At 48.9% G+C, this 23,684-nt stretch carries 24 protein-coding genes, 3 tRNA genes and 1 pseudogene; 14 read left to right on the top strand and 14 right to left on the bottom strand.

Going from position 1 to position 23,684, the window contains the following annotated elements:
* Positions 1-105: 105 nt before the first annotated feature.
* Positions 106-1,512, bottom strand: coding sequence for a tetratricopeptide repeat protein (locus GJV52_RS11720; RefSeq protein WP_100563734.1), 1,407 nt, complete (start codon positions 1,510-1,512; stop codon positions 106-108).
* A gap of 157 nt (positions 1,513-1,669) precedes the next feature.
* Positions 1,670-3,232 (bottom strand): glycosyltransferase family 2 protein, encoded by a 1,563-nt coding sequence (locus GJV52_RS11715; protein ID WP_369832065.1) that lies wholly within the window; start codon positions 3,230-3,232, stop codon positions 1,670-1,672.
* A 95-nt stretch (positions 3,233-3,327) separates the two neighbouring features.
* On the opposite strand from GJV52_RS11715, the gene GJV52_RS11710 reads away from it, so the two are divergent.
* Positions 3,328-4,296 (top strand): tRNA dihydrouridine synthase, encoded by a 969-nt coding sequence (locus tag GJV52_RS11710; protein ID WP_095503670.1) that lies wholly within the window; start codon positions 3,328-3,330, stop codon positions 4,294-4,296.
* Between the two features lie 53 nt (positions 4,297-4,349).
* Here the strand turns inward: GJV52_RS11710 and dnrN are convergent, their stop codons facing one another.
* The 4 genes from dnrN to GJV52_RS11690 form a co-directional block, all read right to left on the bottom strand.
* Entirely contained in the window at positions 4,350-4,823 is a 474-nt protein-coding gene (gene dnrN / locus GJV52_RS11705; protein WP_095503671.1) for an iron-sulfur cluster repair protein DnrN, read from the bottom strand.
* A 230-nt stretch (positions 4,824-5,053) separates the two neighbouring features.
* A tRNA-Ser gene (locus tag GJV52_RS11700) sits at positions 5,054-5,144 on the bottom strand.
* A 67-nt stretch (positions 5,145-5,211) separates the two neighbouring features.
* A tRNA-Leu gene (locus tag GJV52_RS11695) sits at positions 5,212-5,298 on the bottom strand.
* A 30-nt stretch (positions 5,299-5,328) separates the two neighbouring features.
* Positions 5,329-5,415 (bottom strand) — tRNA-Leu (locus tag GJV52_RS11690).
* A gap of 81 nt (positions 5,416-5,496) precedes the next feature.
* Here GJV52_RS11690 and rnr point away from each other — a divergent pair.
* From rnr to GJV52_RS11640, 10 genes are all read left to right on the top strand, one after another.
* Complete coding sequence (rnr, locus tag GJV52_RS11685; protein ID WP_195690044.1) at positions 5,497-7,986, top strand: ribonuclease R; 2,490 nt, start codon at positions 5,497-5,499, stop codon at positions 7,984-7,986.
* A gap of 212 nt (positions 7,987-8,198) precedes the next feature.
* A complete protein-coding gene (locus GJV52_RS11680; RefSeq protein ID WP_100563738.1) occupies positions 8,199-8,960 on the top strand; it encodes an endonuclease/exonuclease/phosphatase family protein in 762 nt (253 codons plus the stop codon).
* A 120-nt stretch (positions 8,961-9,080) separates the two neighbouring features.
* Positions 9,081-9,413: a hypothetical protein gene (locus tag GJV52_RS11675; protein ID WP_095503673.1), complete on the top strand. Its 333-nt coding sequence runs from the start codon at positions 9,081-9,083 to the stop codon at positions 9,411-9,413.
* A 99-nt stretch (positions 9,414-9,512) separates the two neighbouring features.
* Positions 9,513-10,109: an aminodeoxychorismate/anthranilate synthase component II gene (locus GJV52_RS11670; RefSeq protein WP_095503674.1), complete on the top strand. Its 597-nt coding sequence runs from the start codon at positions 9,513-9,515 to the stop codon at positions 10,107-10,109.
* 264 nt (positions 10,110-10,373) lie between these two features.
* Positions 10,374-10,871 (top strand): hypothetical protein, encoded by a 498-nt coding sequence (locus tag GJV52_RS11665; RefSeq protein ID WP_095503675.1) that lies wholly within the window; start codon positions 10,374-10,376, stop codon positions 10,869-10,871.
* A 30-nt stretch (positions 10,872-10,901) separates the two neighbouring features.
* Entirely contained in the window at positions 10,902-11,933 is a 1,032-nt protein-coding gene (gene trpD, locus GJV52_RS11660; protein ID WP_095503676.1) for an anthranilate phosphoribosyltransferase, read from the top strand.
* 180 nt (positions 11,934-12,113) lie between these two features.
* Entirely contained in the window at positions 12,114-12,950 is an 837-nt protein-coding gene (gene cysT, locus GJV52_RS11655) for a sulfate ABC transporter permease subunit CysT (RefSeq protein WP_095503677.1), read from the top strand.
* Positions 12,951-12,992: 42 nt separating this feature from the next.
* Positions 12,993-13,850: a sulfate ABC transporter permease subunit CysW gene (gene cysW / locus GJV52_RS11650; protein WP_100563740.1), complete on the top strand. Its 858-nt coding sequence runs from the start codon at positions 12,993-12,995 to the stop codon at positions 13,848-13,850.
* Positions 13,847-14,920, top strand: coding sequence for a sulfate/molybdate ABC transporter ATP-binding protein (locus tag GJV52_RS11645; protein WP_095503679.1), 1,074 nt, complete (start codon positions 13,847-13,849; stop codon positions 14,918-14,920). Before cysW ends, GJV52_RS11645 begins: the two co-directional genes overlap by 4 nt.
* Positions 14,921-15,055: 135 nt before the next feature.
* Positions 15,056-16,240: an acetylornithine/succinyldiaminopimelate transaminase gene (locus tag GJV52_RS11640; protein ID WP_100563742.1), complete on the top strand. Its 1,185-nt coding sequence runs from the start codon at positions 15,056-15,058 to the stop codon at positions 16,238-16,240.
* Between the two features lie 235 nt (positions 16,241-16,475).
* Here GJV52_RS11640 and GJV52_RS11635 read toward each other — a convergent pair whose 3' ends face one another.
* Entirely contained in the window at positions 16,476-17,138 is a 663-nt protein-coding gene (locus GJV52_RS11635; protein ID WP_095503681.1) for a carbonic anhydrase, read from the bottom strand.
* Positions 17,139-17,402: 264 nt separating this feature from the next.
* Between GJV52_RS11635 and GJV52_RS11630 the strand changes: the two genes are divergently transcribed.
* Together GJV52_RS11630 and tpx are read left to right on the top strand one after the other, a co-directional pair.
* Entirely contained in the window at positions 17,403-18,404 is a 1,002-nt protein-coding gene (locus GJV52_RS11630) for an adenosine deaminase (RefSeq protein ID WP_100563744.1), read from the top strand.
* A 34-nt stretch (positions 18,405-18,438) separates the two neighbouring features.
* Positions 18,439-18,936: a thiol peroxidase gene (tpx, locus tag GJV52_RS11625; protein ID WP_100563746.1), complete on the top strand. Its 498-nt coding sequence runs from the start codon at positions 18,439-18,441 to the stop codon at positions 18,934-18,936.
* A 65-nt stretch (positions 18,937-19,001) separates the two neighbouring features.
* Here tpx and GJV52_RS11620 read toward each other — a convergent pair whose 3' ends face one another.
* Complete coding sequence (locus GJV52_RS11620; protein WP_095503684.1) at positions 19,002-19,328, bottom strand: YegP family protein; 327 nt, start codon at positions 19,326-19,328, stop codon at positions 19,002-19,004.
* 195 nt (positions 19,329-19,523) lie between these two features.
* Positions 19,524-20,564: a biotin synthase BioB gene (gene bioB / locus GJV52_RS11615; protein ID WP_095503685.1), complete on the bottom strand. Its 1,041-nt coding sequence runs from the start codon at positions 20,562-20,564 to the stop codon at positions 19,524-19,526.
* 185 nt (positions 20,565-20,749) lie between these two features.
* Between bioB and GJV52_RS11610 the strand changes: the two genes are divergently transcribed.
* Positions 20,750-21,409: an HAD family hydrolase gene (locus tag GJV52_RS11610; protein WP_095503699.1), complete on the top strand. Its 660-nt coding sequence runs from the start codon at positions 20,750-20,752 to the stop codon at positions 21,407-21,409.
* A gap of 44 nt (positions 21,410-21,453) precedes the next feature.
* Here GJV52_RS11610 and GJV52_RS11605 read toward each other — a convergent pair whose 3' ends face one another.
* The 5 genes and pseudogenes from GJV52_RS11605 to GJV52_RS13345 all read right to left on the bottom strand — a co-directional run bounded on the left by GJV52_RS11605 (position 21,454) and on the right by GJV52_RS13345 (position 23,671).
* Positions 21,454-22,143: an SIR2 family NAD-dependent protein deacylase gene (locus GJV52_RS11605; protein ID WP_095503686.1), complete on the bottom strand. Its 690-nt coding sequence runs from the start codon at positions 22,141-22,143 to the stop codon at positions 21,454-21,456.
* A gap of 61 nt (positions 22,144-22,204) precedes the next feature.
* Positions 22,205-22,819 (bottom strand): glutathione S-transferase family protein, encoded by a 615-nt coding sequence (locus GJV52_RS11600; protein ID WP_100563748.1) that lies wholly within the window; start codon positions 22,817-22,819, stop codon positions 22,205-22,207.
* 95 nt (positions 22,820-22,914) lie between these two features.
* Positions 22,915-23,115 (bottom strand): hypothetical protein, encoded by a 201-nt coding sequence (locus tag GJV52_RS11595; protein ID WP_095503688.1) that lies wholly within the window; start codon positions 23,113-23,115, stop codon positions 22,915-22,917.
* A gap of 181 nt (positions 23,116-23,296) precedes the next feature.
* A complete protein-coding gene (locus GJV52_RS13125; protein WP_095503689.1) occupies positions 23,297-23,443 on the bottom strand; it encodes a hypothetical protein in 147 nt (48 codons plus the stop codon).
* A gap of 35 nt (positions 23,444-23,478) precedes the next feature.
* A pseudogene (locus tag GJV52_RS13345) lies at positions 23,479-23,671 on the bottom strand (lipoprotein signal peptidase).
* Positions 23,672-23,684: the final 13 nt, after the last annotated feature.

The raw sequence follows: 23,684 nt of genomic DNA, 5'->3' as shown, positions 1-23,684 counted from the left end.
TACAATCAAGATAAAAAGGCCGTCTGAAACAAACAGCTTGGAATATGGTGCGTAATTATACCTGATTATGCTTGTTCAGACGGCCTTTTCTTTGGGCTTATGCGTTCAGACGGCCTGTTGCCATTGTGCCAACAATGTTTTCAACACATCGGCTTGCTCATGGCCATTGTCAATCGCTTGTTGCAGCCATTTACAGGCTTTTGCAGGATTTTTCGGCACGCCCATGCCATGAAAATAGAGACAAGCTAAATTGTATTGCGCCATCGTATCTTGCTGTTCGGCAGCAGATTCAAACCATTGCGCGGCTTGGCTGAAATCATTCGCAACGCCCTGACCGCTGTAATACATCATGCCCAAATTGGTTTTGGCTTTGGTATGCCCTAATTCGGCTACTTGGAGGTAAAGTGGTAAGGCTTCGGCATAGCTTTGGCTGCGCTGTAAACCATAATGCGCGGCAAAGGCTTTTTGATAAAGGCTTTCTGCTTGCTGGCGTTGTAAAGCAGTTTGTTTGGCTGCTTCATAATGCTGATGGTCGTTCAAGGCGCTGTCGGACAATAATTTTTGATGCGCTGAGATGTCGCCCAAATCCGCCGCTTTTCGATAATATTCACGAGCTTTTTGCGGTTGCGCAGCCACGCCCAACCCATAGCGGTAAATATCACCCAATAAACGTAAAGCTTGCGGGTGATTGTTGGCAGCGGCTTGTTCAGCATGATGCTGCGCTTTTTGCGGATCGCGCTCAACATCTTGACCCAAAAGATAAATTTCTGCTAAAGCAGCATGGGCATCGTTATCGCCGTTTTCAGCGGCCGTCTGAAACCAAGTCAAGGCTTCGACACTGTTTTGCGGCAACAAAATCTCAGCCAATGCGGTTTGTGCAGGCGCAATGCCGTGTTGTGCGGCAACCTGCAAATGCGCCCTTGCTTGCGTTAAATCTTTTGCCACACCTTGTGCCAACTTGTATTGCAGCCCAAGCTGCCAATGCGCCGCGACAAAACCTTGCTCGGCAGCCAAACGGTAAAGCTGATGCGCTTTATATAAATCAGGTTCGGCAGCATATTGGTGATATTGCGCCACAAAATATTGTGCCTGCGGATGGTTTTGCTCCGCTGCTTTATTTGCCCACAGCAATGCCTGCTGGGCTTGCCCCATCTCGTTAAATGCACGCATCAAGCGCAATTGCGCATGCACCAAACCTTGTTCGGCCAATTCGATATAGTGTGGCAGAAGGGTTTGAATATCCGCATTTTCCGATTCTTGCAATTGCAGCAGATTATAACGGGCATACACATGCCCCGCTCTGGCCGCTTGCTTTAAATACTCAACACCGGCGGCAAAGTCCACTGCAATGCCATGGCCGTTAATCAGGCAGGCAGTGAGCTGAAAAGCCGCTTCGCTGTGGCCGGATTTGGCAGCGAGCTGCAATAATTGCGCTGCTTGCGCGTAGTCCGGCGGCGATTGCAACAAAAATTGATGGGCTTGTTGATAAAGATTTTCGGTTGTCTGTGTCATGTGGCGTTTTCTTATTGATATTGTTTTGACATTTTAGCTATATGTAAGAAGGTAAACTAAATTATGATGACAAACTGTTTGATTTTTGACTTAAGCGTAATCTGTTGTATTAAAAAGGCCGTCTGAAAAGCATTTTTCAGACGGCCTATCATTTAGATTAGCTGTTTTCCTTCAAAAACATATTCACACCGCTTTCGCAACGGATTTGCTGCGTTTCTAAAGTACGCTCTAAAAGCGCATCATTTTGTGGCAGAGAATCGCGTTCGGCTTCGTGATGCCACAAGTGATACGCAATGCCGGCGAATTTAAGATTGTGGCGTTTCATACCATTGTGGTAGCAGCGGGCAACAAACTCGCTGTCTTCGCGCCCCCAGCCGACAAACCAGTTATTAAAGCCGTTTACAGCTAAGGCATCTTCGCGGAAAAAGCTCATGTTGCAGGTTTTGATGCCACGGTGGTTTTGGCTGCCGTTTTTACCGACCAATGCAGACAAACAACGGCATCTTAAAGCAGAAAGGCGTTTCTCAATGCCTGAATCAAACACAGAAAGATTCGGCAATTGTTCGGAAGCCAAAATTTCTTGCGTGCGCGCTTCAGTCAAAATCACGCGTGAACCTTGTACCAAACGGCCTTTGAGTGCCAATTTTAAATGATCGGCAATAAATGATGCATCCAGCAACATATCGCCATCAATCAGCACAATATAATCGCCTTTTGCCATCGCCAATGCACGATTGCGCGATTCTGCGGCACGAAAACCATCATCAGGCCGCCAAGAATGCTTCACCGGCACCGGACTTTGCCGGTTAACGTATTGAATCACATCTGCCGTTTTGCGGGTTGAACCGTCATCGGCTACAATAATTTCATCAGGCAAACGAGTTTGCGACAAAGCCGATTGCAACACAAATGCAAGCGCATCCGGCCGGTTATAGGTGGTAATAATCAGCGATACTTTCAGATTTTGGTTACGCTCATGCAACTTCACATATTTATAGTAAGAACCTTGCGCGTTAGCCACTGAAATGGTGAGGCCGTCTGAACCATAGGCAAAACCGCGTTTCAGGAAATAATTTTTAATAAACGACACGCCGCCGTGCAGCAAAGCTTTGGCTGGTGAAGTTTTCTTTTTAAAGCGGTTTTCATCGGCATACAGCGAAGAATATTGCTGCATTTTTTGAATCAAGCCTTCTGCGTTTTCAAAAGAATAATGTTTCAGACGGCCTGATAAAGAATAGCTTTGCGCATCTTTGGGAATCATCAAAGATTCATGCACTTGACGGTCGGAAAAGCGGGTAAAACGACGATGATAAAGGCGCGGCAGAATATCCGGATACCAGCCGCAACCTTTAATCAAACGGCCGTTGTAATGATTCAGGCGGGACAAGGTATAAATACTTTGTGGGTCATTTTCCGACACTGCGGCGCGAATACTGTCGATTAATTCCGCATCGGGCACTTCGTCGCTGTCGATACTGAAAATCCAATCGTTTTGCGCCAAACGAGCAGCCATGTTTTTCATGGGGCCGAAACCGATAAAATCATGCTTGAAATAGCTGACATTTTTAAATTGCGCGGCAATCTCGAATGTGCGGTCAGTCGAGCCATTATCGAGCAGCAAAACTTCATCAAAATCGCCCAGCGCGGTCAGCACTTCCACCAAATAGCGTTCGGAATTTTTTACCAACATGGCGGCAGTTGCTGGAATTCTTGTGTTTATCATGGTCAGGCCGTCTGAAAAATATCTTAAACGGCTGTATTTTACCCGATATACCGCTACAATACGCATTTCATTTTTCAGACGGCCTATTGACTATGCGATTGCTGCTCGCCCCTATGCAAGGATTATGCGACGACGTGATGCGTGATTTGTTAACGCGTATCGGCGGTTACGACGAGTGTGTCAGCGAATTTGTGCGCATCACCCACACCGTGCATTCCCGCGCCACATGGCTGAAATATGTGCCGGAAATTGCCAACGGTAACCAAACTTTTGCCGGCACACCGTGCACCGTGCAACTCTTAGGCAGCGATGCCGACAATATGGCCGTCAATGCTTTGGAAGCCGTGCGCTTTGGTGCCGACAAAATCGATTTAAACTTCGGCTGCCCCGCCCCCACCGTCAACAAACACAAAGGCGGTGCGGTTTTGCTGAAAGAGCCGGAATTGATTCACCACATCGTCAAAACCCTGCGCAGCCGCCTGCCCGAACATATTCCGCTAACCGGCAAAATGCGCTTGGGCTTTGAAAATACCGATTTGGCTTTAGAATGCGCCGCCGCGATTGCCGAAGGCGGCGCATGCGGGTTGACCGTACATGCCCGCACCAAAGTTGAAGGTTACGAACCGCCGGCGCACTGGGATTGGGTACGCAAAATCCGTGATGCAGTCTCGATTCCGGTCACGGCAAACGGCGATGTGTTCACGCTGGAAGACTATTTAGCAATTAAAGAAGTCAGCGGTTGCGACAGCGTGATGTTGGGACGCGGTGCGGTCATTCGGCCGGATTTGGCACGACAAATCAAACAATACGAGTATGGTGAAACGGTAAAGCCCACCGATTTTGCCGAAATCGCCAGTTGGATTAATCTCTTCTTTGATTTGTGTGTTGCCAAAGAAGCCAACAACAAATACCCCGTGGCGCGTTTGAAACAATGGCTCGGCATGATGAAAAAAGAATTTCCGCAAGCGCAAGATTTGTTTGAGCGGGTGCGAACTTTGAAAGAAGCGGATGAGGTCAAACAAGTGTTGTTGGCCTTTGAAGCAGAGCAACAGGCCGTCTGAAAAAATGCCGTCTGAAAACGTTCAGACGGCATTTTTAGTTTGATAAAGGCAGCTTAAGAAGCCAACACACGAGGGAAAAATACTTCGTTTTCCAAATGGATATGGTCGGTCAAATCATTGACCATTTCTTCTGCTAAGCGGTACAAGCGCGTCCAGCTGCCACAAGCATTTTCCGGAATTTCAAAATTGTTGGTCAATTTGCGCAGGCGTTCGATGGCTTTATCGTGTTCTTCATGTTCGTGCATCATCACACTAATCGGCATTGCCGCACCACGCCCCACGCCCTGATTCACCATCGGAAACAGCATACGTTCTTCCTTCATCATGTGGCTCAATAATTCATTTTGCATATAGGCCAGCAACTCGGCAATTTCAGCCGGAAAAGTATCGGCATGCACTGTTGCCACTTTTTGCGCTAACGGCACCAGCTCATCAAATTGCGCGCGATGCACATTATGGTAACGCTGCAAAATATGGTCGATGGTGGCATTAAAAGGCGCAGTTTCCCAAACGGTAAAATCGGTCATGGTCAGGTTCCTTGTGTTGATGAAAGGCTTTCAGACGGCCTTTTTTAAAGATACATATTTTATGAATGTATTAGATAAGTGCAAGGATACACCGTTTCAGCCGCTTTGTATAGCGTTGAATAAATGAAATAAGTAATTAAAAATAAGCGTAATTTTCAAATATTTTTTAAAAATACTGGACATGAATAATAAAAAATCCCAAGTCATTCATGACTTGGGATTTATATTCGTGGCAGAGGGGAAGGGATTCGAACCCTCGATACGCTATTAACGTATACACACTTTCCAGGCGTGCGACTTAAACCACTCATCCACCCCTCTATAAGATAGATTATTTGCCGATTCACATCACGCAAATAATAAAAAATCCGGTTTCAAACCGGAAGTTTGGTGCCCAGGAGAAGACTCGAACTTCCACACCCGTGAGGATACTAGCACCTGAAGCTAGCGCGTCTACCAATTCCGCCACCTGGGCATTCAATTGTTAAAGCAAAGAGACCAATCATGGTGCCCAGGAGAAGACTCGAACTTCCACGCCCGTGAGGACACTAGCACCTGAAGCTAGCGCGTCTACCAATTCCGCCACCTGGGCTTTGCTTTATTTATCGTTTTACGTTACAGTACCGAAGGTGCTGCTGAAAACGAAGTGGCTATTATATATTTACAACGAAGAATGTCAACTGTAAAAATGAATAAAAAAATTAAATTATTAAATCTACGAGAAAAAGATCCTTACTTAGAGCGAGAAAAGCAACGTTACGCTGAGCCGTTGCCCAGCCGAGAGTGGGTGATTGAATTATTAGAACAAAAAGGCGTGCCAACCAAAATCGATGCCTTGGCACGCGAGCTTTCTATCAAAGAAGAAGAATACGAATTTTTCGAACGCCGTCTGAAAGCCATGGCGCGTGATGGTCAGGTATTGATTAACCGTCGCGGCGCAGTGTGTGCGGCGGATAAACTGGCCTTGGTTAAATGTCGTGTCGAAGCGCATAAAGACGGCTTCGGTTTTGCTGTGCCGCTGGAAAAAACCGGCGAAGGCGATTTTGTTTTATACGAACGCCAAATGCGCGGCGTGATGCATGGCGATATTGTCACCGTGCGCCCTGCCGGTATCGACCGTCGCGGCCGCCGCGAAGGCATGGTGCTGGATATTGTTGAGCGTGCGCAGGTTCAAGTGGTTGGTCGTTTCTATATTGATCGCGGCATTGCGATTTTGGAAGCAGAAGACAAACGCTTAACCCAAAGCATTGTGTTAGAGCCTGAAAGCGTGGCGCAATTTAAGCCTGAATCCGGCCAAGTGATTGTGGCCGAAATCGAAAGCTACCCTGAATTGCACCGCCCTGCCGTAGCCAAAATCATCGAAGTGTTGGGCGAATATGCCGACAGTGGCATGGAAATCGAAATTGCCGTACGCAAGCATCATTTGCCACACCAATTTAGCGAAGCCTGCCAAAAAGCCGCTGCAAAAATTCCTGATCATGTGCGTAAAAGCGATTTGAAAGGCCGCGTGGATTTACGCGATTTGCCTTTGGTGACCATCGATGGCGAAACCGCGCGTGACTTTGACGATGCGGTGTACGCCGAGCGTATCGGCCGCAATTTCCGCTTGGTAGTGGCGATTGCCGATGTCAGCCATTATGTGCGCCCGGGCGATGCGATTGACAATGATGCCATCGAGCGCAGCACCAGCGTGTATTTTCCGCGCCGCGTGATTCCGATGCTGCCTGAAAATCTTTCCAACGGCATTTGCTCGCTGAATCCTGATGTTGAGCGTTTGTGTATGGTTTGCGATATGTCCATCACTTATGCTGGTAATGTGAAAGAATATAAATTCTATCCGGCGGTGATGCGCTCCCACGCCCGCTTGACGTACAACCAAGTATGGCAATGGATTCAAGAAGGTTCTGATAATCCGCTGAAGCCGCAAATCGATACCTTATATAAACTTTTCCAAGTGCTGCAGAAAAAACGCCAAGATCGCGGCGCAGTCGAATTTGAAAGCGTGGAAACGCAGATGATTTTCGACGACAATGGCAAAATCGAAAAAATCGTGCCGGTGCATCGTAATGATGCGCATAAGCTGATTGAAGAATGTATGCTGGCGGCGAACGTGTGTGCGGCAGATTTTCTGCTGAAAAACAAACATACCGCCCTATTCCGCAACCACTTAGGCCCAACGCCGGAAAAATTGGCGACCTTGCGCGAGCAATTGGGTTTACTGGGCTTGACCTTGGGCGGTGGCGATAAACCGACCCCGAAAGATTATGCCGCCTTGGCGCAGCAATTCAAAGGCCGACCGGATGAAGAGTTGCTACAAGTGATGATGTTGCGCTCGATGCAACAGGCAGTATATGAACCTCATAACGATGGCCACTTTGGCTTGGCTTACGAATCATACGCCCACTTCACGTCACCCATCCGCCGCTATCCGGATTTGACCGTGCATCGTGCCATTAAGGCCGTGTTGCAAGGCGAAAAATACACGCCGCAAAAAACATGGCAGGCCTTGGGTGTGCATACTTCGTTCTGCGAGCGCCGTGCCGATGATGCCAGCAAAGACGTTGAAAACTGGCTGAAAACTTATTACATGCGCGATAAAGTGGGTGAAGTATTCAAAGGCAAAATTTCCGGCATGACCAGCTTCGGCATTTTTGTCACCTTAGACGACATCCACATCGACGGCTTGGTGCACATCAGCGACTTAGGCGAAGATTATTTCAATTTCCGTCCGGAAATCATGGCCATTGAAGGCGAACGCAGTGGGGTGCGCTTCAGCATGGGCGATGAATTGATGGTTAAGGTTGCCCGTGCCGATTTAGACACCAGCAAGATTGATTTGGTATTGGTAAACGGCAATGAAAACGGCACAAAAAGCCGTCGCTCAAATTCACGTGCTGCCGCCAAAAACGAAAGCAGACAGCCCGCCGTAGCCGAAAAAGCCCAAACCCGCAGTAAAAAACTGTCGACTAAAGAAATTGACGAGCAAATGGCTGCCGCTAAGCAAAAACCTTCACGCCATAAAACGGATGAGCACAAGCAAGCTGCCAAACCTAAAGCAGCAAAAAGCAAAAAATCATCGAAAAAGAAAGGCGTGAAAGTCAAAGTGAAAAGCAGCGGTGAGCATGCCGGCAAACGCAAAGGCCGCAGCAAAGCCAAGTCTTAATGTTTAGTATTTAGGCGTATGAAAGGCCGTCTGAAACTTAGTTTTCAGACGGCCTTTCATCTTATTAGTGCTTGCTAAAAATGAAGTTTTTTTACATAGCGCAAAAAAACCATAGCGTTTATGGTGTTATACTGTAATGAGGAAAACAGTCGGCTTCAATAAAAATCCAATCATGAGCCGACGCATAACAAAACACACAGTGAGGTCACGTCATGTCACCACGTCCCGTTACCATTACGTCCTACAATATGCACAAAGGCATGTCTGCGCTCAACCGCAAATACCAGCTCGACAGCATGGGCGATGCCTTGCAATCGCTCAATTCAGATGTATTGTTTCTTCAAGAAGTGCAAGGTATGCACACCAACCGCAGCAGCAAAATTCTCGAATACCCGAGCGAGCCGCATTATGATGTGCTGGGTAACCATCTCTCTTTCAACCGCAGCTACGGCAAAAATGCCATCTATCCGCAACGCCACCACGGTAATGCCATCCTCAGCCATCTACCGCTAGAAACCCGCAATAATCTGAATATTACAGTCAATAAACACGAGCAGCGCGGCATGTTGCATTGCGAAGTATTACCGGAAGGCTGGGATGTTCCTTTAGTGTGTTTGTGCGCCCACCTGAATTTGCGTGAACCCGACCGCGCCAAGCAATATCAGACGATTTTTGAATACGTCAGCCAACACATCGATACCCAAAGCCCATTGATTATTGCCGGCGACTTCAACGATTGGCGCTATAAATCGGCCATTTCGCTGGGCAAAGCCCTCAACCTAGATGAAGTGTTTCTCGACAGCAAGGGCAAACGCCCGAAAACCTTCCCTTCCCGCATGCCGCTGCTGAGCCTTGACCGGGTTTATACGCGCAATTTGGACATCATGGAAACCCAAATCCACAACAGCCGCAACTGGCAAATGCTTTCCGACCATCTGCCTTTAAGCGTGAAAGTCAAACCGAAATTGCCGTAAAGCAATGCAGCATGAAAACAGGCCGTCTGAAAGAATTTCCCCACGCAAAAATTCTTTCAGACGGCCTGAATTGCTGATAAGATAAACATCATTCAAGATTTAACAGAAAAGGCGCAGATGATGGATATCGAACACGATTACCTCAGCCGGATGCCGTTTCACATCGTATTCATCGACCCGCTGCACACCGATTTCAAAAGCAGCGCCCGCAAATTAAATGAATACATCCACCGCAATCCGCTCGCCCATGCCCGTTTACACCAGCCGAAGTTTGCCGCCAAAATTCTTGAAATGGCTGCATTCCGCAACAATATGCGCGTGGTGATACGCAAAGCCGATGCACAAGTCAAACACGATTTGCACTATCTCATTCGCAACGGCGTGTTTACCACCGATGAAAAAATGTGGTTGTTTATCAATGATCCCGATAACTTGGCGTTGGTGAAAAATTAGGTCGTCTGAAACCAGCCAATCAATAAGGGGGTAAACAATGGGGTATAAAGCAGATAAATTATCAATTTATCATATATAAATCAAAAGGTTATAAATTAAATGCTACTCTTTATTGATAACTACGATAGCTTCACCTACAACATCGTGCAATATTTTGCCGAACTCGGCCAAGAAGTCGTGGTGCGCCGTAATGACGACATTACATTGGAAGAAATCGCCGCGCTCAAACCACAATACCTGATTATCGGCCCCGGCCCGTGTTCACCGAAAGAAGCAGGCATTTCCGTGGCCGCCATGCAGTATTTTGCCGGTAAGCTGCCGATTATGGGCGTGTGTCTCGGCCATCAAACCATCGGCGAAGCGTTTGGCGGCAATGTAGTGCGTGCGCAAACCTTAATGCATGGCAAAGTTTCGCCGGTTCATCACACCAATCAGGGCATGTTTAAAGGTTTGCCTAATCCCGTGACTTGCACGCGCTATCACAGCTTGGTGATCGATCGCCACACCCTGCCCGATTGCCTTGAAGTTACCGCATGGACGGATGACCAAGAAATCATGGGCGTGCGCCACAAGCAATATGCCATCGAAGGCGTGCAATTCCATCCCGAAGCCTTGTTGACCGAACACGGCCACGACATGTTGCGTAATTTCTTGGAAGAATTCAAAGATTTTCGCCCCCAAGCTCAAGCTGCTTGAATAAAAAATTCAATTTCAATGAACTATCCGCCATGACAGCGGTCTGAAGTTTCATATAATAAATGCCGTCTGAATCTATTTATCCGAAAATATGTCCAGACGGCCTCATAATCTATGCTCTTTATGTGCTGAAACTCCTTTCGGCACGACACATTCGGCCATACGCTTGCTCAATATCGATTCCACAAACCACCGTAAATTTCAAATTTGCACTATCGGCAAATCCATAATTTATGGCAAGAATAATAAGGATATTGCCGCGTAATGGCCACTCCATCTTATCCCAGCCGCCAAGTGCTTCTCTATTCACTCATGGGCGGTTTCGGCGTATCATTGCTCGTTATCGAAGCCAATTGGCAGATTCTCCGATGGGCCGAACGGCAAGACGGTTATCATCCACCACCTGCCGGCATACCTGCCCATCTTTTTGAAATTCTGCTGTATGCCACCCTGACCTGCCTACCTTTGGTTTTGCTTACCGTTGCCATTTGCGTGGACAAACGGGTTTACCGCAACAAACGCGGCGGGTATATTATCGGCTTTTGCGCCACCGCTGTTTTCTTGGCTATTGTGATCGGCGCATGGCTGTTTAAAATGATTACCCACTACATGGAAGCGCACACCATTTGGCTGCCGCCTTCCGATTTTGGGTCTGCATTGGCTTATATTTGGCTGTGGTTTTGCATAAGCTCGGTAATGCTGTGTGCTTGGCTTGCCGGTACGCCGCCTAAACCTGAGCCTACGCTGCAAGAAAGCGCATAACATTTATCTGAAATACCGAAGGGAAAACACATGATTACGCCGCAACAGGCAATTGAACGTTTAATCAGCAACAACGAGCTTTTTTACGATGAAATGACCGATTTGATGCGCCAAATCATGAGCGGTCAAGTGCCGCCGGAGCAAATCGCGGCGATTATGACCGGCTTGCGCATTAAAGTGGAAACTGTATCTGAAATCACTGCTGCCGCAGCCGTGATGCGTGAGTTTTCCACCAAAGTGGCGGTGAACCATGCCGATAATTTGGTCGATATCGTCGGCACAGGCGGTGATGGTGCAAAAACCTTCAATATCTCAACCACGGCCATGTTTGTGGCGGCCGCAGCCGGTGCCAAAGTGGCGAAACACGGCGGCCGCTCGGTGTCTTCTTTCAGCGGTGCGGCCGATGTAATGGAACAAATGGGCGCGGTGTTGAATGTATCGCCCGAACAAGTTGCCCAAAGCATAGAGCAAACCGGCATTGGTTTTATGTTTGCACAAAACCACCACAGCGCCATGCGCCATGTTGCACCGGTGCGCCGCTCATTGGGCTTCCGCAGCATTTTCAATATTTTAGGTCCATTAACCAATCCGGCAGGTGCGCCGAACCAGCTTTTGGGCGTGTTCCACGTTGATTTGTGCGGCATTCTCTCACGCGTATTGCAGCAATTGGGTTCGAAACATGTGCTGGTAGTCTGTGGCAAAGGCGGTTTGGACGAAATCACCCTTACCGGCAATACTCGCGTGGCCGAATTGAAAGACTGCACCATCCATGAATACGACATCAACCCGCAAGATTTCGGCATGGAAATCCGCCGCAACCTTGACGACATCCGCGTGGAAAACAGCGAAGAATCGCTGCAAAAAATGGATGCCGTCTTAAACGGTGAACACGGTGCGGCGCGCGACATTGTGGTGCTCAACGCTGCCGCGGCTTTGTATGCAGGCAACGTAGTGGACTCTTTGGCTGCTGGTGTCGCAGCCGCCCAAGAAGCGATTGATTCGGGTAAGGCTAAAGCCAAAAAAGCGGAATTTATCGAATTTAGCCGACAGTTTGCCGCATAAGCTATTGTCTTCAAAGGCCGTCTGAAACATGAGTTTCAGACGGCCTTTTTATATTTAACGAAACCAATCCCCCACAAGCATATATAACAAAATCATCTTTGCAATAAACAAACCATTCTTTCCCTTTTTCAGACGGCTTCTATAAAGTGACGCCCATAATCACTATTCTGTTATCAAACCATGTTATTACTGAAAACCCCCAGCGTCTTACCCGGTTTTAAAATCAGCTTAGGGCTAACCGTGTTGTGCTTGTCGCTTTTGGTCGTGTTGCCGTTTGCCATGATGGCGGCCAAAGCCGGCGAAATCGGTTGGACGGCTTTTTGGCAAACCATCGCCGAGCCCAATGTTTTGGCAGCGGTATGGCTGACTCTGAAAATGTCGTTTTACGCCATGCTGACCAATATCGTGTTCGGCACTTTGGTCGCGTGGGTGTTGGTGCGCTATGAATTTCCCGGCAAAAGTCTGGTAAATGCTTTGGTGGATTTACCCTTTGCCCTGCCTACCGCCGTCATCGGTATTGCCTTGGCAACTTTATACGCGCCGAATGGCTGGATCGGCCAATGGTTCGAGCCTTTGGGCATCAAAATTGCCTTTACCCCCATTGGTATTTGGATTGCGCTGGTGGTGGTGAGCCTTCCATTTATCGTCCGTGCCGTGCAGCCGGTATTGGAGGAATTATCAGGCGAATACGAAGAAGCTGCGGCCACTTTGGGTGCCAACCGCTTCACCACTTTTCGCCGCGTGTTACTGCCGGAAATCATGCCGGCTTTGATCACCGGCGCAGGTATGATGTTTGCCCGCGCAACAGGCGAATACGGCTCGGTAATTTTTATTGCGGGCAATATTCCGATGGTTTCCGAGATTTTGCCGTTGATTATTACCGGCAAACTGGAGCAATTTGATGTGCAGGGTGCATCGGCGGTGGCGTTATTTATGCTGATGATTTCGTTTGCGATTTTATTTGCCTTAAACGTAACACAATGGGCATTAAGCAAACGTGCCGGCGCCAAAGCCTGATAGGCCGTCTGAAACTTTTGGAATAGAAAAAAGATATTGATTATGCAAACCCATTCTTCCAATCCAAACCTAACCGAGCCGCGCTGGCTGCGTTTCACCTTAACCGCGATTGCCTTGCTATTCCTGCTGGTGATGCTGGTGGTGCCGCTGGTGGCGGTGTTTTACGAAGCCCTAAAAGGCGGTTGGGATTTGTATGTGCAGTCGATTACCGATCCCGAAGCATGGTCGGCCATTCAATTGACCTTGATTACCGCTGCCATTGTGGTGCCGGTGAATGCTGTGTTGGGCATTGCCATGGCTTGGCTGCTCACGCGCTTTGATTTTCGCGGCAAACAATTGCTGACGACTTTGCTCGATTTGCCGTTTTCCGTGTCTCCGGTGGTGGCCGGTTTGATGTTTGTATTGCTGTTTGGCGCACACACTGTTTTGGGCGGCTGGCTCGAAGCGCAAGGCATTCAGATTATTTTTGCCATTCCGGGTATTGTGTTGGCCACTTTGTTTGTAACCTTTCCCTTTGTGGCGCGTGAACTGATTCCGCTGATGCAGGCGCAAGGCGACAGCGAAGAGCAGGCGGCCTTGACTTTGGGCGCGAGCGGCTGGCAAATGTTTTGGCGCGTGACCCTGCCCAATATCAAATGGGCGCTGCTCTACGGCGTGATTCTGACTAACGCGCGCGCCATGGGTGAATTTGGTGCCGTCAGCGTGGTGTCCGGCCATATTCGCGGTGAAACCAACACCATCCCGCTTTTGGTAGAAATCTTCTACAACGAATACAACTTTACCGGTGCCTTTGCCCTATCCGGCGTATTGGCCTTATTGGCCTTAGCCACCTTAGCCATACAAAACTTCATCACCAAAATGCAAGAGAAAAAACTCGCCGCAGCGGAGAGAAACGCATGAGCATCACCATTGAAAACTTAAACAAACATTTCGGAAATTTCCACGCGCTGAAAAACATCAATCTAAACGTGCCGACCGGCAAACTGGTTTCGCTACTCGGCCCATCCGGCTGCGGCAAAACCACGCTGTTGCGCATCATTGCCGGCTTGGAAACTTCCGACAACGGCAAGATTCTGTTCGACGGCCAAGACGTTACCGACAAACATGTGCGCGACCGCAAAGTCGGCTTTGTATTCCAACATTACGCCTTGTTCCGCCACATGAACGTGTTCGACAACGTGGCTTTCGGCTTGACCGTATTGCCGAAAAGCAAGCGCCCGAGCAAAGAAAAAATCCGCGCCAAAGTAGAAGAATTATTGGGTTTGGTGCAGCTTTCGCATTTGTCCAAATCTTATCCGCACCAGCTTTCAGGCGGCCAGCGCCAACGCATCGCCCTTGCCCGCGCTTTGGCGGTAGAACCCAAATTACTGCTGCTGGACGAACCATTCGGCGCGCTCGATGCCAAGGTTCGCAAAGAATTGCGCACATGGCTGCGCGACATTCACCATAATCTCGGCGTGACCAGCATTCTCGTCACCCACGACCAAGAAGAAGCCTTGGAAGTATCCGATGAAATTGTGGTGATGAACCACGGCCACATCGAGCAAACCGGCAGCGCAGACCACATTTACCGCCAGCCGGAAAATGCGTTTGTCACTGAATTTTTGGGCGAAACCGATGCCTTCGAAGGCCGTATCGAAAAAGGAGTGTGGCATTACGGCAGCTACCAATGGCCGCTCGACCGCCAATACAAATGGCAGGAACAATTGGCCACCGGCTATATCCGCCCGCACGAATGGCAAATCGCCCAAGCCGGCCAAACGCCGATGCTGACCGCCGCGGTTGAAAAAATCCACGCTGTCGGCGCTTTGACCCACGTCACCGTCAAACACGACAACCGCGACGTGCACATCACCCTAGCCGGCAGCGATGCCGCCCGATTGGCCTTGGCCGTGGGCAGCGAGCTGGCTTTGGTGCCGAAGCAAATCTACATCTTCTCGCAAAACGAATTAATCGAATATTCGATTTGATTGCGATGATTAAAGGCCGTCCGAAAATATCGTTTTCAGACGGCCTTTTGTCTTGAAAATCGTTAACAATCGGCGCATAATCAAAGGCTCATTTTTATAAAAAACAGCCAACCCATTTCAATAAAGGAAGCCGCCATGAGCAACTATCTCACCCCCAATTTCTCATTCGCCCCAATGATTCCCGAGCGCGCCTCGGGCAGCCGCGTATGGGATACCGAAGGTCGTGAGCTGATTGACTTATCAGGCGGCATCGCCGTGAATGCTTTGGGTCACAGCCATCCCGAGCTGATTGACGCGCTGAACCAGCAAGCGCAAAAAGTGTGGCACATTTCCAATATCTACACCACCCAACCTGCGCAAGATTTGGCTCGCCGCTTGGTAGAAAACAGCTTTGGCGACAAAGTGTTTTTCTGCAATTCCGGCGCCGAAGCCAACGAAGCCGCGCTGAAACTTGCCCGCAAACACGGCCGCGACCATTTTGGCGAACACAAAACCGAAATCATCGCCTGCGTCAACAGCTTCCACGGCCGTACGCTGTTTACCGTATCTGTCGGCGGCCAGCCAAAATACAGCCAAGATTACGCACCGCTGCCGCAAGGCATTACCCATGTTGAGTTTAACGATATCGCCGCGCTCGAAGCCACCATCAGCGAAAAAACGTGCGCGGTGATTATCGAGCCGATTCAAGGCGAAAGCGGCATCTTGCCTGCCACACAAGAATATCTCGAAGCCGCCCGCCGCTTGTGCGACCAACATAATGCCTTACTGATTTTTGATGAAGTGCAAACCGGCGTCGGCCACACCGGCAAATTGTTTGCCTACGAGCATTACGGCGTGAAACCCGACATCATGAGCTTGGCCAAAGCGCTCGGCTGCGGCTTTCCGATTGGCGCGATTGTCACCACCGATGCCATCGCCCCAACCTTTGGCCCCGGCACACACGGCTCTACCTTCGGCGGCAACCCATTAGCCTGCGCCGTTGCCAACCGCGCGTTCGACATCATCAACTCGCCTGAAACCTTAAGCCATGTACAAGCTCAAGGCGAAAAACTTCAGACGGCCTTACAACAAATCGGCGAGCGCACCGGCGTATTCAAACAAGTCCGCGGCATGGGCTTGCTGCTGGGTGCCGTGATGGCCGATCAATATGAAAACCGTGCCGGTGAAATCTTCAACGCCGCCTTAAAACACGGCCTGATGGTGCTGGTTGCCGGTCCAAATGTCGTGCGCTTTGCCCCAAGTCTGCTGCTGAACGATGAAGATTTGCAAGAAGCCATGCAACGCTTAGAAGCTGCGATTAATGAGTGGTTAGCTGCTTAAATACTGAGACCTTTACAAAACCCTAGATTTGAGTATAGTTCAAAGTTGTAGCAGCACAGAAAGCGCAGACATATCATAAAGATAGGCAAGCTTTCGATCAGCGCACAACGAAGAAATGTACCAAAGATGGGGATTTTGCAAAGGTCTCAGACTGCTTATCCATAATTAAAAGGCTGTCTGAAACAATCTGTTTCAGACGGCCTTTTTTTAATTAAACGCTTAGACTATCCTTGCATCACGACTGCGGTACGCTCCAATCGCTGTCGGTCAAATCATAGATTTTCTGAATTTCTTTCAGAATATTGTCAAAATCGATATTCAAATCTTTCAGACGGCCTGTGCGGATATCAAATACCCAACCGTGCACTACTGGAAATTTTTCTTTCAGATAACGTTTTTGCACGCCGGCACTTTTGATGACGTTGATGCATTGTTCTTGCACATTTAATTCGACTAACCGGTCATAACGCGCTTGCTCGTCTTCAATCGCATCCAATTCTTCACGATGCAGGCGGTAAACATCGCGGATGCAACGCAACCAAGGGTTCAGCATGCCGTAATCTTTGGCCTGCATGGCGGATTTTACGCCGCCACATTCATAATGGCCGCATACGACAATGTGTTTAACGTTCAAATGGTAAACTGCATAATTGATGACCGAAGCCACGTTAATATCAATGGCGTTGACCATATTGGCAATATTGCGGTGCACAAACACTTCACCCGGCTGCATGCCCATCATGTCTTCAGCGGTTACGCGGCTGTCGGAGCAGCCGATGTAGAGATATTCCGGCGTTTGGTTGATGGAAAGCTTATCAAAAAAATGTGGGTCGTTGCGCAATTGCTCTTCGGCCCATTGGCGGTTATGTTCAAAAATATCTTGTTTGGTTTTAGACATTCTATTTTCCTAGAAACAGACTCATGCGGAAGTCTAGGCTGATTTGTCCGATTAGACAAGCCCGAAGGCAGGAAAAGGCCGTCTGAAAGTCGTGCCACCGCCTAAAGTAGCAATCGCGACTGGCTTTAAGTATCAACTTACCGCTCCCAAATACGCCCATACAGAATCTTACACTCGCAAACATTGACCGCGTAAGTTGAAAAGACGACAATCAATCAACGAATCACGGCTTTCAATAAAGGCCGTCTGAACAAGAAAGCCATCATGACACGCAATGAATTAATCGCCGCCCTACCCAAAGCCGAACTCCATGTCCATATCGAAGGCACATTTGAGCCGGAATTGATGTTTGAAATCGCCCGCCGCAATCAGGTTGATATTCCTTACGCAAGTGTTGATGAAATCCGTGCGGCTTATGATTTTCATAATTTGCAGTCTTTTTTAGACATTTATTATGCCGGCGCGGCGGTATTACTGCATGAGTGCGATTTTTACGATTTGACCCGCGCCTATCTGCTGCGCTGCCGTGAAGACAACGTGACCCATACCGAAATTTTCTTCGATCCGCAAACGCATACCGAGCGTGGTGTAGCTTTTGAAACGGTGATTAACGGCATCGACCGCGCCTGCCGTGATGCGGCGCAAGAATGGGGCATTTCCAGTCACCTAATTATGTGTTTCCTGCGCCATTTATCGGAAGACTCGGCATTTGAAACCTTGGCACAGGCTTTGCCGTTTCGCGACAAAATCATCGGCGTGGGCTTGGATTCGAGCGAAGTCGGTCATCCACCGTCTAAATTCGAGCGTGTGTTTGCCAAAGCGCGCGAATACGGCTTGCTGGCCGTGGCGCATGCCGGTGAAGAAGGCCCGCCGGAATATGTGTATGAAGCCTTGGATTTGCTCAAAGTGGCGCGTATAGACCACGGCGTGCGCTCGGAGGAAGACGATGCGCTGATGCAGCGTTTGATTGATGCGCAAATGCCGCTAACGGTCTGCCCGTTGAGCAATCTCAAGCTGAAAGTGGTCAATCATTTGGGCGCACACAATTTACACCGTATGCTGCAGCGCGGCGTGTTGGTGACAGTCAATTCAGACGACCCTGCCTATTTCGGCGGCTATGTGAATCAAAATTTTACCGAGTTGGCCGATGCTTTGGATTTGAGCAACGACGACATCCGCACGTTGTGCAAAAATTCGTTCAAAGCATCGTTTATCAGTGATGCGGAAAAAGAAGCATGGTATCGTCGCATTGATGAGACCGTTTAACCGTAGGACTTAGCTTAATCAGAAAGGAATCAACATGGCTCAAGTAACATTTAAAGGCGATCCGGTAGAAGTAGGCGGCACCCTGCCACAAGTCGGCCAAACCGCTCCTGCATTTACCTTAGTGGCCACCGATTTATCCGAAAAAAGTCTGTCGGATTTTGCCGGTAAGCGCAAAGTGCTGAACATTTTCCCAAGCATCGACACGGGCGTGTGCTCGAAATCGGTACGCGAATTCAACGAGCGCGCCACCGGCTTGGATAACACCGTCGTTTTGTGTATTTCCGCTGATTTGCCGTTTGCCTTAGTACGTTTCTGCGGTGCTGAAGGCATTGAAAACGTGACCTCGCTTTCGACTTTCCGCTGCAAAAACTTTAAGCAAGACTATGGCACTGAAATTCAGTCTTCCCCGCTCAAAGGCTTGAACACCCGCGCGGTGGTGGTGCTTGACGAAAACGACCAAGTGCTGCACAGCGAATTGGTGCCTGAGATCGGTGAAGAGCCAAATTACGATGCGGCTTTGGCTGTGTTGTAAGCATTAAAAATCATCAAGGCCGTCTGAAATTTAAATTTCAGACGGCCTTGATGATTTAGATTGGTTTAACCTTCCAACACGCTGGCAGAAGCGGCTTCTGCTTTCACTTTGGTAATCGCAGCTTCACGCACAGCTTCGTCAGCAAAGAGCGGGCTGGTGCCAATGATTTGGCCGTTGGTGGCTTTAAGATTAAAGTAGAATTTGCCGTTGTTGCTTTCCTTTAACTCATAGCGCCCATCTTCGGCAGAATTTTTGCGAATCGACTCGATGCCGTTTTGCGCAGAAGCTTTGCTGTTGTATTGCTCGCTTTTCAATAAGGTCTTATCATCATCGCCCAGCAGGCTGAAGCTGAAATGACCGTCATCGCTCTTGCGTAATTCAAATGCTGCCATACTTACACTCCTTTTCGGTTGATTGTGCCGCGTCCTGACGCAGGGGCGGAAAATGAAAAATATTCCTAATAATATAAAAACAGCTTGCAATTGTGTCAATCAAATATATGCAAACTTTATAGATATCATATAAACATAATGATTTCGTGATGATACACAAATGCCGTCTGAAACGTTTCAGACGGCATTTGTGTATCAATAATCCACTTTAATGGCCGATGGTGCTTCAACCGCTTCTACTTGATGGTTCAGCGGCGCCAAATCCAATTTATCCATCAGCAGACGGTCGCCATCTTCATCCGGATTGTCGGTGGTGAGCAGCTTGTCACCGTAGAAAATCGAATTGGCGCCGGCCAAGAAACACATGGCTTGGGTAGATTCGTTCATGCCCGTGCGTCCTGCGCTCAAGCGCACAAAGCTTTTCGGCATCGTGATGCGCGCCACGGCGATGGTGCGCACAAATTCCGTCCAGTCTAAATCTTCCGCATCGGCCAACGGCGTGCCTTCAACTTTAACCAATTGATTAATCGGCACACTTTCCGGCTGCGGGTCGAGATTGGCCAAGCTGGCAATCAAGCCGGCGCGTTCGGCGCGGGTTTCATTCATGCCGACAATGCCGCCGCAGCATATTTTCAAACCGGCATGGCGCACTTTGCCCAAAGTATCCATGCGGTCTTCGTGTTGGCGTGTGTGGATGATGTCGTTGTAACGCTCGGGGTCGGTATCGAGATTGTGGTTGTAGTAATCCAATCCGGCTTCTTTCAAATCTTCGGCCATGCCGTCTTCCAACATGCCGAATGTGCCGCAGGTTTCTAAACCCAAGGCTTTCACGGCTTTGATGATTTCGGACACGGTTTCTACATCTTTCGGTTTCGGTCCGCGCCATGCCGCACCCATGCAGAAACGGCTGGCGCCGCGTGCTTGTGCGATTTTGGCTTTGGCGACGATTTCATCGACGTCCATCATTTGTTCTTTGCCCAAGTCGGTGTTGTGATGCGCCGATTGCGGACAATACGCGCAATCTTCGGGGCAGCCGCCGGTTTTGATGGAAAGTAAAGTGGAGAGTTGGATTTCGCGCGGATTAAATTGTTGGCGGTGAATTTCGGCAGCCTGATACACCAAGTCTAAAAACGGCAAGGCAAACAAAGCTTCTACATCGCATTTTTTCCAATAACGCGCAGTCGGATGCGGCTTGCGCTCGGTTTGGCGGCGCAAGGCTACGGGAGAGAGTGTCATGTTGTGTTCTTTCTAAATTCACAGCGGCGCAATGACGCTGATGGCTTGACTGCCGGCACAATGACGACAGCGGCGGATAGAGGCCGTCTGAAGCGAAACCGTATCTTTATGCAAGGATTTAGGCTATGATTTCAGACGGCGTGGAAAGTGTAACCTGTTTAAAAAACCACCGCAAAGGATTTTTAATGACTGCATTCAAATTAGCAATTTTCGATTGCGACGGCGTATTGGTCGACAGCGAACGCATTACCTGTGAAGTATTGACGCAATGCTTGGCCGAACAAGGCTTGGTAATGGACAGCCAAGAAGTCTGGCGGTTATTCGTTGGCAAATCCATTCCCAAAAGCATGGAGATGATTGGCGAAATGCTGGGCGAAAGGCCGTCTGAAAGCATGTGGCAGGAATTTGCCCAGCGAGCCAATGCCGCATTGAAAGAAGATGTTGAAGCGGTGAAAAACATCGAAGCCGCACTCGATGCGCTTGAAATTCCTTATTGCGTGGCATCCAACGGTGATTTTGCCAAGATGAACACCACGCTTGGCGCCACCGGCCTGCTGCCACGTTTTCAAGACAAAATGTTCAGCGCCACGCAAGTCAAAGCAGGCAAACCCGCGCCCGATTTGTTTTTGCTCGCCGCCCAAACCATGGGCTACGCGCCGCAAGATTGCGTGGTGATTGAAGACAGCCCCACCGGTGTTACCGCCGCGCTGGCTGCAGGCATGACACCGTTTGGCTATACCCAATGGACGCCGCGTGAGACTTTGCAGGAAGCCGGTGCGCTGGTGTTGTTTGACGACATGGCGCAATTGCCGCAATTGATTCGGGATTATTCAGCATCACAATAAAAGTTTCAGGCCGTCTGAAATATTAAGTTTCAGACGGCCTCAATTTAATCAGCTTTTGCCTGCTCAATCAAATAAGCCACCAAACTCGGCACACCCTCTGCCGCGCGTTTTGGAATCACTTCGATATTCGCCGCCACACTTTGCGGATTCGGGTCAACCAAATACAAATCGGCATGCTGCGGCGCGTAATGCACCAAAGAAGCGGCCGGATAAACCTGCATCGATGTGCCGACGATGATCACCACATCGGCATCGCGCATTTCCTCTACCGCCACATCAAACATCGGCACTTGTTCGCCGAAAAACACAATATGCGGCCGCATCGCACCACCGCTGCTGCTCAAAGTTTCCGCTGTTTGCTCGCCGTTAAACTCAATGATTTCATCAGGGTCAGCAACGCTGCGCAGCTTATTCAGCTCGCCATGCAGGTGCAACACATTTTTGCTGCCGGCTCTTTCGTGCAAGTTATCCACGTTTTGCGTGATGATTTGCACGCGGTAATGTTCGGCCAAATCCAGCAACGCTTTGTGCGCCGCATTCGGCTCTGCCGCATTGGCTTGGCGGCGGCGCTGGTTGTAGAAATCAATCACCAACTGCGGATTTTTCGCCAAGGCTTCGGGCGTGCAGACATCGGTAACTTTATACCCTTCCCACAAACCGCCCGCATCGCGGAAAGTCAATAAACCGCTATCAGCGCTGATGCCTGCGCCGGTTAAGACCACACATTTCTTCATGTTGCCCCCATTGTGATTAAGGCCGTCTGAATATGTTATTTTTTCAGACGGCCTCTATTAATTACAACAAACCTTGTGTTTTTAATGCTTTTTGCACGCCTTCATCGGCTTCCACGCGCTGATAAAAGCCTTCCAATTTATCTAAGTGGCTCAAATCGATATTGAATGCTTTCGCCCAACGCAGCACCACATACACGTACACATCAGCAATGGTTAATTCGCCGGTCAAATAATCCTGATTATGCAGGGCTTCGTTAACCAAGCCGAAATAATCGCTCACTTGCAGCATCGCACGCGCACGGATTTGCGCACCTTCACCCTCGCCTTCGATAAAACGGTTTGGATTAAACACATAAGCAAAAGTCGAATGCAAATCGGCATTGGCAAACGCCAGCCATTGACGTGCTTTGGCTTGTTGGTGCACATCGCCTTTGCCAAACAGCTTGGCTTCAGGGTATTGCGTGTTGATGAAATCCAAAATCGCCATATTTTGCGTCAGCGACCAATCGCCATCTTGCAAAACCGGCACCGAACCCAAGGAGTTCAAGGCCAAGAATCCCGGCGTTTTCAACTCATCGCGCGCCATTTTCACCGCTTCAAAATCGGCCTTCGCCCATTCCAAAGCCACATGCGGCACCAGCGGGCAAGCGCCCTGCATATAGTAAAGTTTCAACATGGTTTTTCCTTTTTTGTGTTGTGAAGCTATTGTACGCTATTTTAAAAAGCCGTCTGAAAGCTGCATTCATTAAAAAATTTCAGACGGCCTCAATCTCAATCATCAGGGTGAAGTCTGGCCGCCGCCCGCTCACGCGCTACGGTGCTTTTGTCTTTTAAGGTTGCGCCTAAACCCAGCTTTTTTTCATATTCAGATGGCGGCGTATCGTCGTCTTCCATGCCGAACGCGCTGGCATTGACCCAAAGCGACAGCAGCCCGGCCACCGCTGCTAAAAACCCAACAATATACCAAAACATAGCTCTTTCCTTTTGCCATACCCAATCGGCACGGTCTCTTGTTATATTGGGATAAACTGTATCATATTCTGATAGAAGGATAAATTGAACTTACTTAATACAATATTCGGCAGATTAAAACGTTAAAAAACGAAAAGGCCGTCTGAAAACCACGTTTTCAGACGGCCTAAGAAATAATCAATCAACCGCCGCACGCACCGCAGCAACCGCCTTCACTGTGGCCGCCACGTTTTTCTTGATTATCTAAAACCGGCAATTCCACTTCTTCTTTGGTTTCGGCTTCTTGATTCGGCAAATCGTTGACTTTGATTTTGTTTTCTTCGCTCATGGCTTCACTCTCGCTTTAGGGTTAAAGTTCGGTCATCATAACATGACTTTTATATTCATCTTTTGATAAAGCGCAAAAAACTGAGACCTTTGCAAAATCCCCAGATTTGAGTACAGTTCGAAGTGAGAGCAGCGCAGAAAGCGAAGACATATCATAAAGATAGGCAAGCTTTCGAGCAGCGCATAACGAAGAAATGTGCCAAAGATGGGGATTTTGCAAAGGTCTCAGGCCGCTGTTTCAG

The sequence above is a fragment of the Neisseria brasiliensis genome (assembly GCF_009671065.1).
GTDB classification, from domain to species: Bacteria; Pseudomonadota; Gammaproteobacteria; order Burkholderiales; family Neisseriaceae; genus Neisseria; species Neisseria brasiliensis.
The sequence above is the reverse complement of the archived record's forward strand: the minus strand, read 5'-3'. Positions and strand labels throughout refer to the sequence as shown.

What these genes read in the sequence shown, in the direction of transcription:
- GJV52_RS11720 (WP_100563734.1), bottom strand. Translation starts at nt 1,512, where the DNA reads ATGACACAGACAACCGAAAATCTTTATCAACAAGCCCATCAATTTTTG.
- GJV52_RS11710 (WP_095503670.1), top strand. Translation starts at nt 3,328, where the DNA reads ATGCGATTGCTGCTCGCCCCTATGCAAGGATTATGCGACGACGTGATG.
- dnrN (WP_095503671.1), bottom strand. Translation starts at nt 4,823, where the DNA reads ATGACCGATTTTACCGTTTGGGAAACTGCGCCTTTTAATGCCACCATC.
- rnr (WP_195690044.1), top strand. Translation starts at nt 5,497, where the DNA reads ATGTCAACTGTAAAAATGAATAAAAAAATTAAATTATTAAATCTACGA.
- GJV52_RS11680 (WP_100563738.1), top strand. Translation starts at nt 8,199, where the DNA reads ATGTCACCACGTCCCGTTACCATTACGTCCTACAATATGCACAAAGGC.
- GJV52_RS11675 (WP_095503673.1), top strand. Translation starts at nt 9,081, where the DNA reads ATGGATATCGAACACGATTACCTCAGCCGGATGCCGTTTCACATCGTA.
- GJV52_RS11670 (WP_095503674.1), top strand. Translation starts at nt 9,513, where the DNA reads ATGCTACTCTTTATTGATAACTACGATAGCTTCACCTACAACATCGTG.
- GJV52_RS11665 (WP_095503675.1), top strand. Translation starts at nt 10,374, where the DNA reads ATGGCCACTCCATCTTATCCCAGCCGCCAAGTGCTTCTCTATTCACTC.
- trpD (WP_095503676.1), top strand. Translation starts at nt 10,902, where the DNA reads ATGATTACGCCGCAACAGGCAATTGAACGTTTAATCAGCAACAACGAG.
- cysT (WP_095503677.1), top strand. Translation starts at nt 12,114, where the DNA reads ATGTTATTACTGAAAACCCCCAGCGTCTTACCCGGTTTTAAAATCAGC.
- cysW (WP_100563740.1), top strand. Translation starts at nt 12,993, where the DNA reads ATGCAAACCCATTCTTCCAATCCAAACCTAACCGAGCCGCGCTGGCTG.
- GJV52_RS11645 (WP_095503679.1), top strand. Translation starts at nt 13,847, where the DNA reads ATGAGCATCACCATTGAAAACTTAAACAAACATTTCGGAAATTTCCAC.
- GJV52_RS11640 (WP_100563742.1), top strand. Translation starts at nt 15,056, where the DNA reads ATGAGCAACTATCTCACCCCCAATTTCTCATTCGCCCCAATGATTCCC.
- GJV52_RS11635 (WP_095503681.1), bottom strand. Translation starts at nt 17,138, where the DNA reads ATGTCTAAAACCAAACAAGATATTTTTGAACATAACCGCCAATGGGCC.
- GJV52_RS11630 (WP_100563744.1), top strand. Translation starts at nt 17,403, where the DNA reads ATGACACGCAATGAATTAATCGCCGCCCTACCCAAAGCCGAACTCCAT.
- tpx (WP_100563746.1), top strand. Translation starts at nt 18,439, where the DNA reads ATGGCTCAAGTAACATTTAAAGGCGATCCGGTAGAAGTAGGCGGCACC.
- GJV52_RS11620 (WP_095503684.1), bottom strand. Translation starts at nt 19,328, where the DNA reads ATGGCAGCATTTGAATTACGCAAGAGCGATGACGGTCATTTCAGCTTC.
- bioB (WP_095503685.1), bottom strand. Translation starts at nt 20,564, where the DNA reads ATGACACTCTCTCCCGTAGCCTTGCGCCGCCAAACCGAGCGCAAGCCG.
- GJV52_RS11610 (WP_095503699.1), top strand. Translation starts at nt 20,750, where the DNA reads ATGACTGCATTCAAATTAGCAATTTTCGATTGCGACGGCGTATTGGTC.
- GJV52_RS11605 (WP_095503686.1), bottom strand. Translation starts at nt 22,143, where the DNA reads ATGAAGAAATGTGTGGTCTTAACCGGCGCAGGCATCAGCGCTGATAGC.
- GJV52_RS11600 (WP_100563748.1), bottom strand. Translation starts at nt 22,819, where the DNA reads ATGTTGAAACTTTACTATATGCAGGGCGCTTGCCCGCTGGTGCCGCAT.
- GJV52_RS11595 (WP_095503688.1), bottom strand. Translation starts at nt 23,115, where the DNA reads ATGTTTTGGTATATTGTTGGGTTTTTAGCAGCGGTGGCCGGGCTGCTG.
- GJV52_RS13125 (WP_095503689.1), bottom strand. Translation starts at nt 23,443, where the DNA reads ATGAGCGAAGAAAACAAAATCAAAGTCAACGATTTGCCGAATCAAGAA.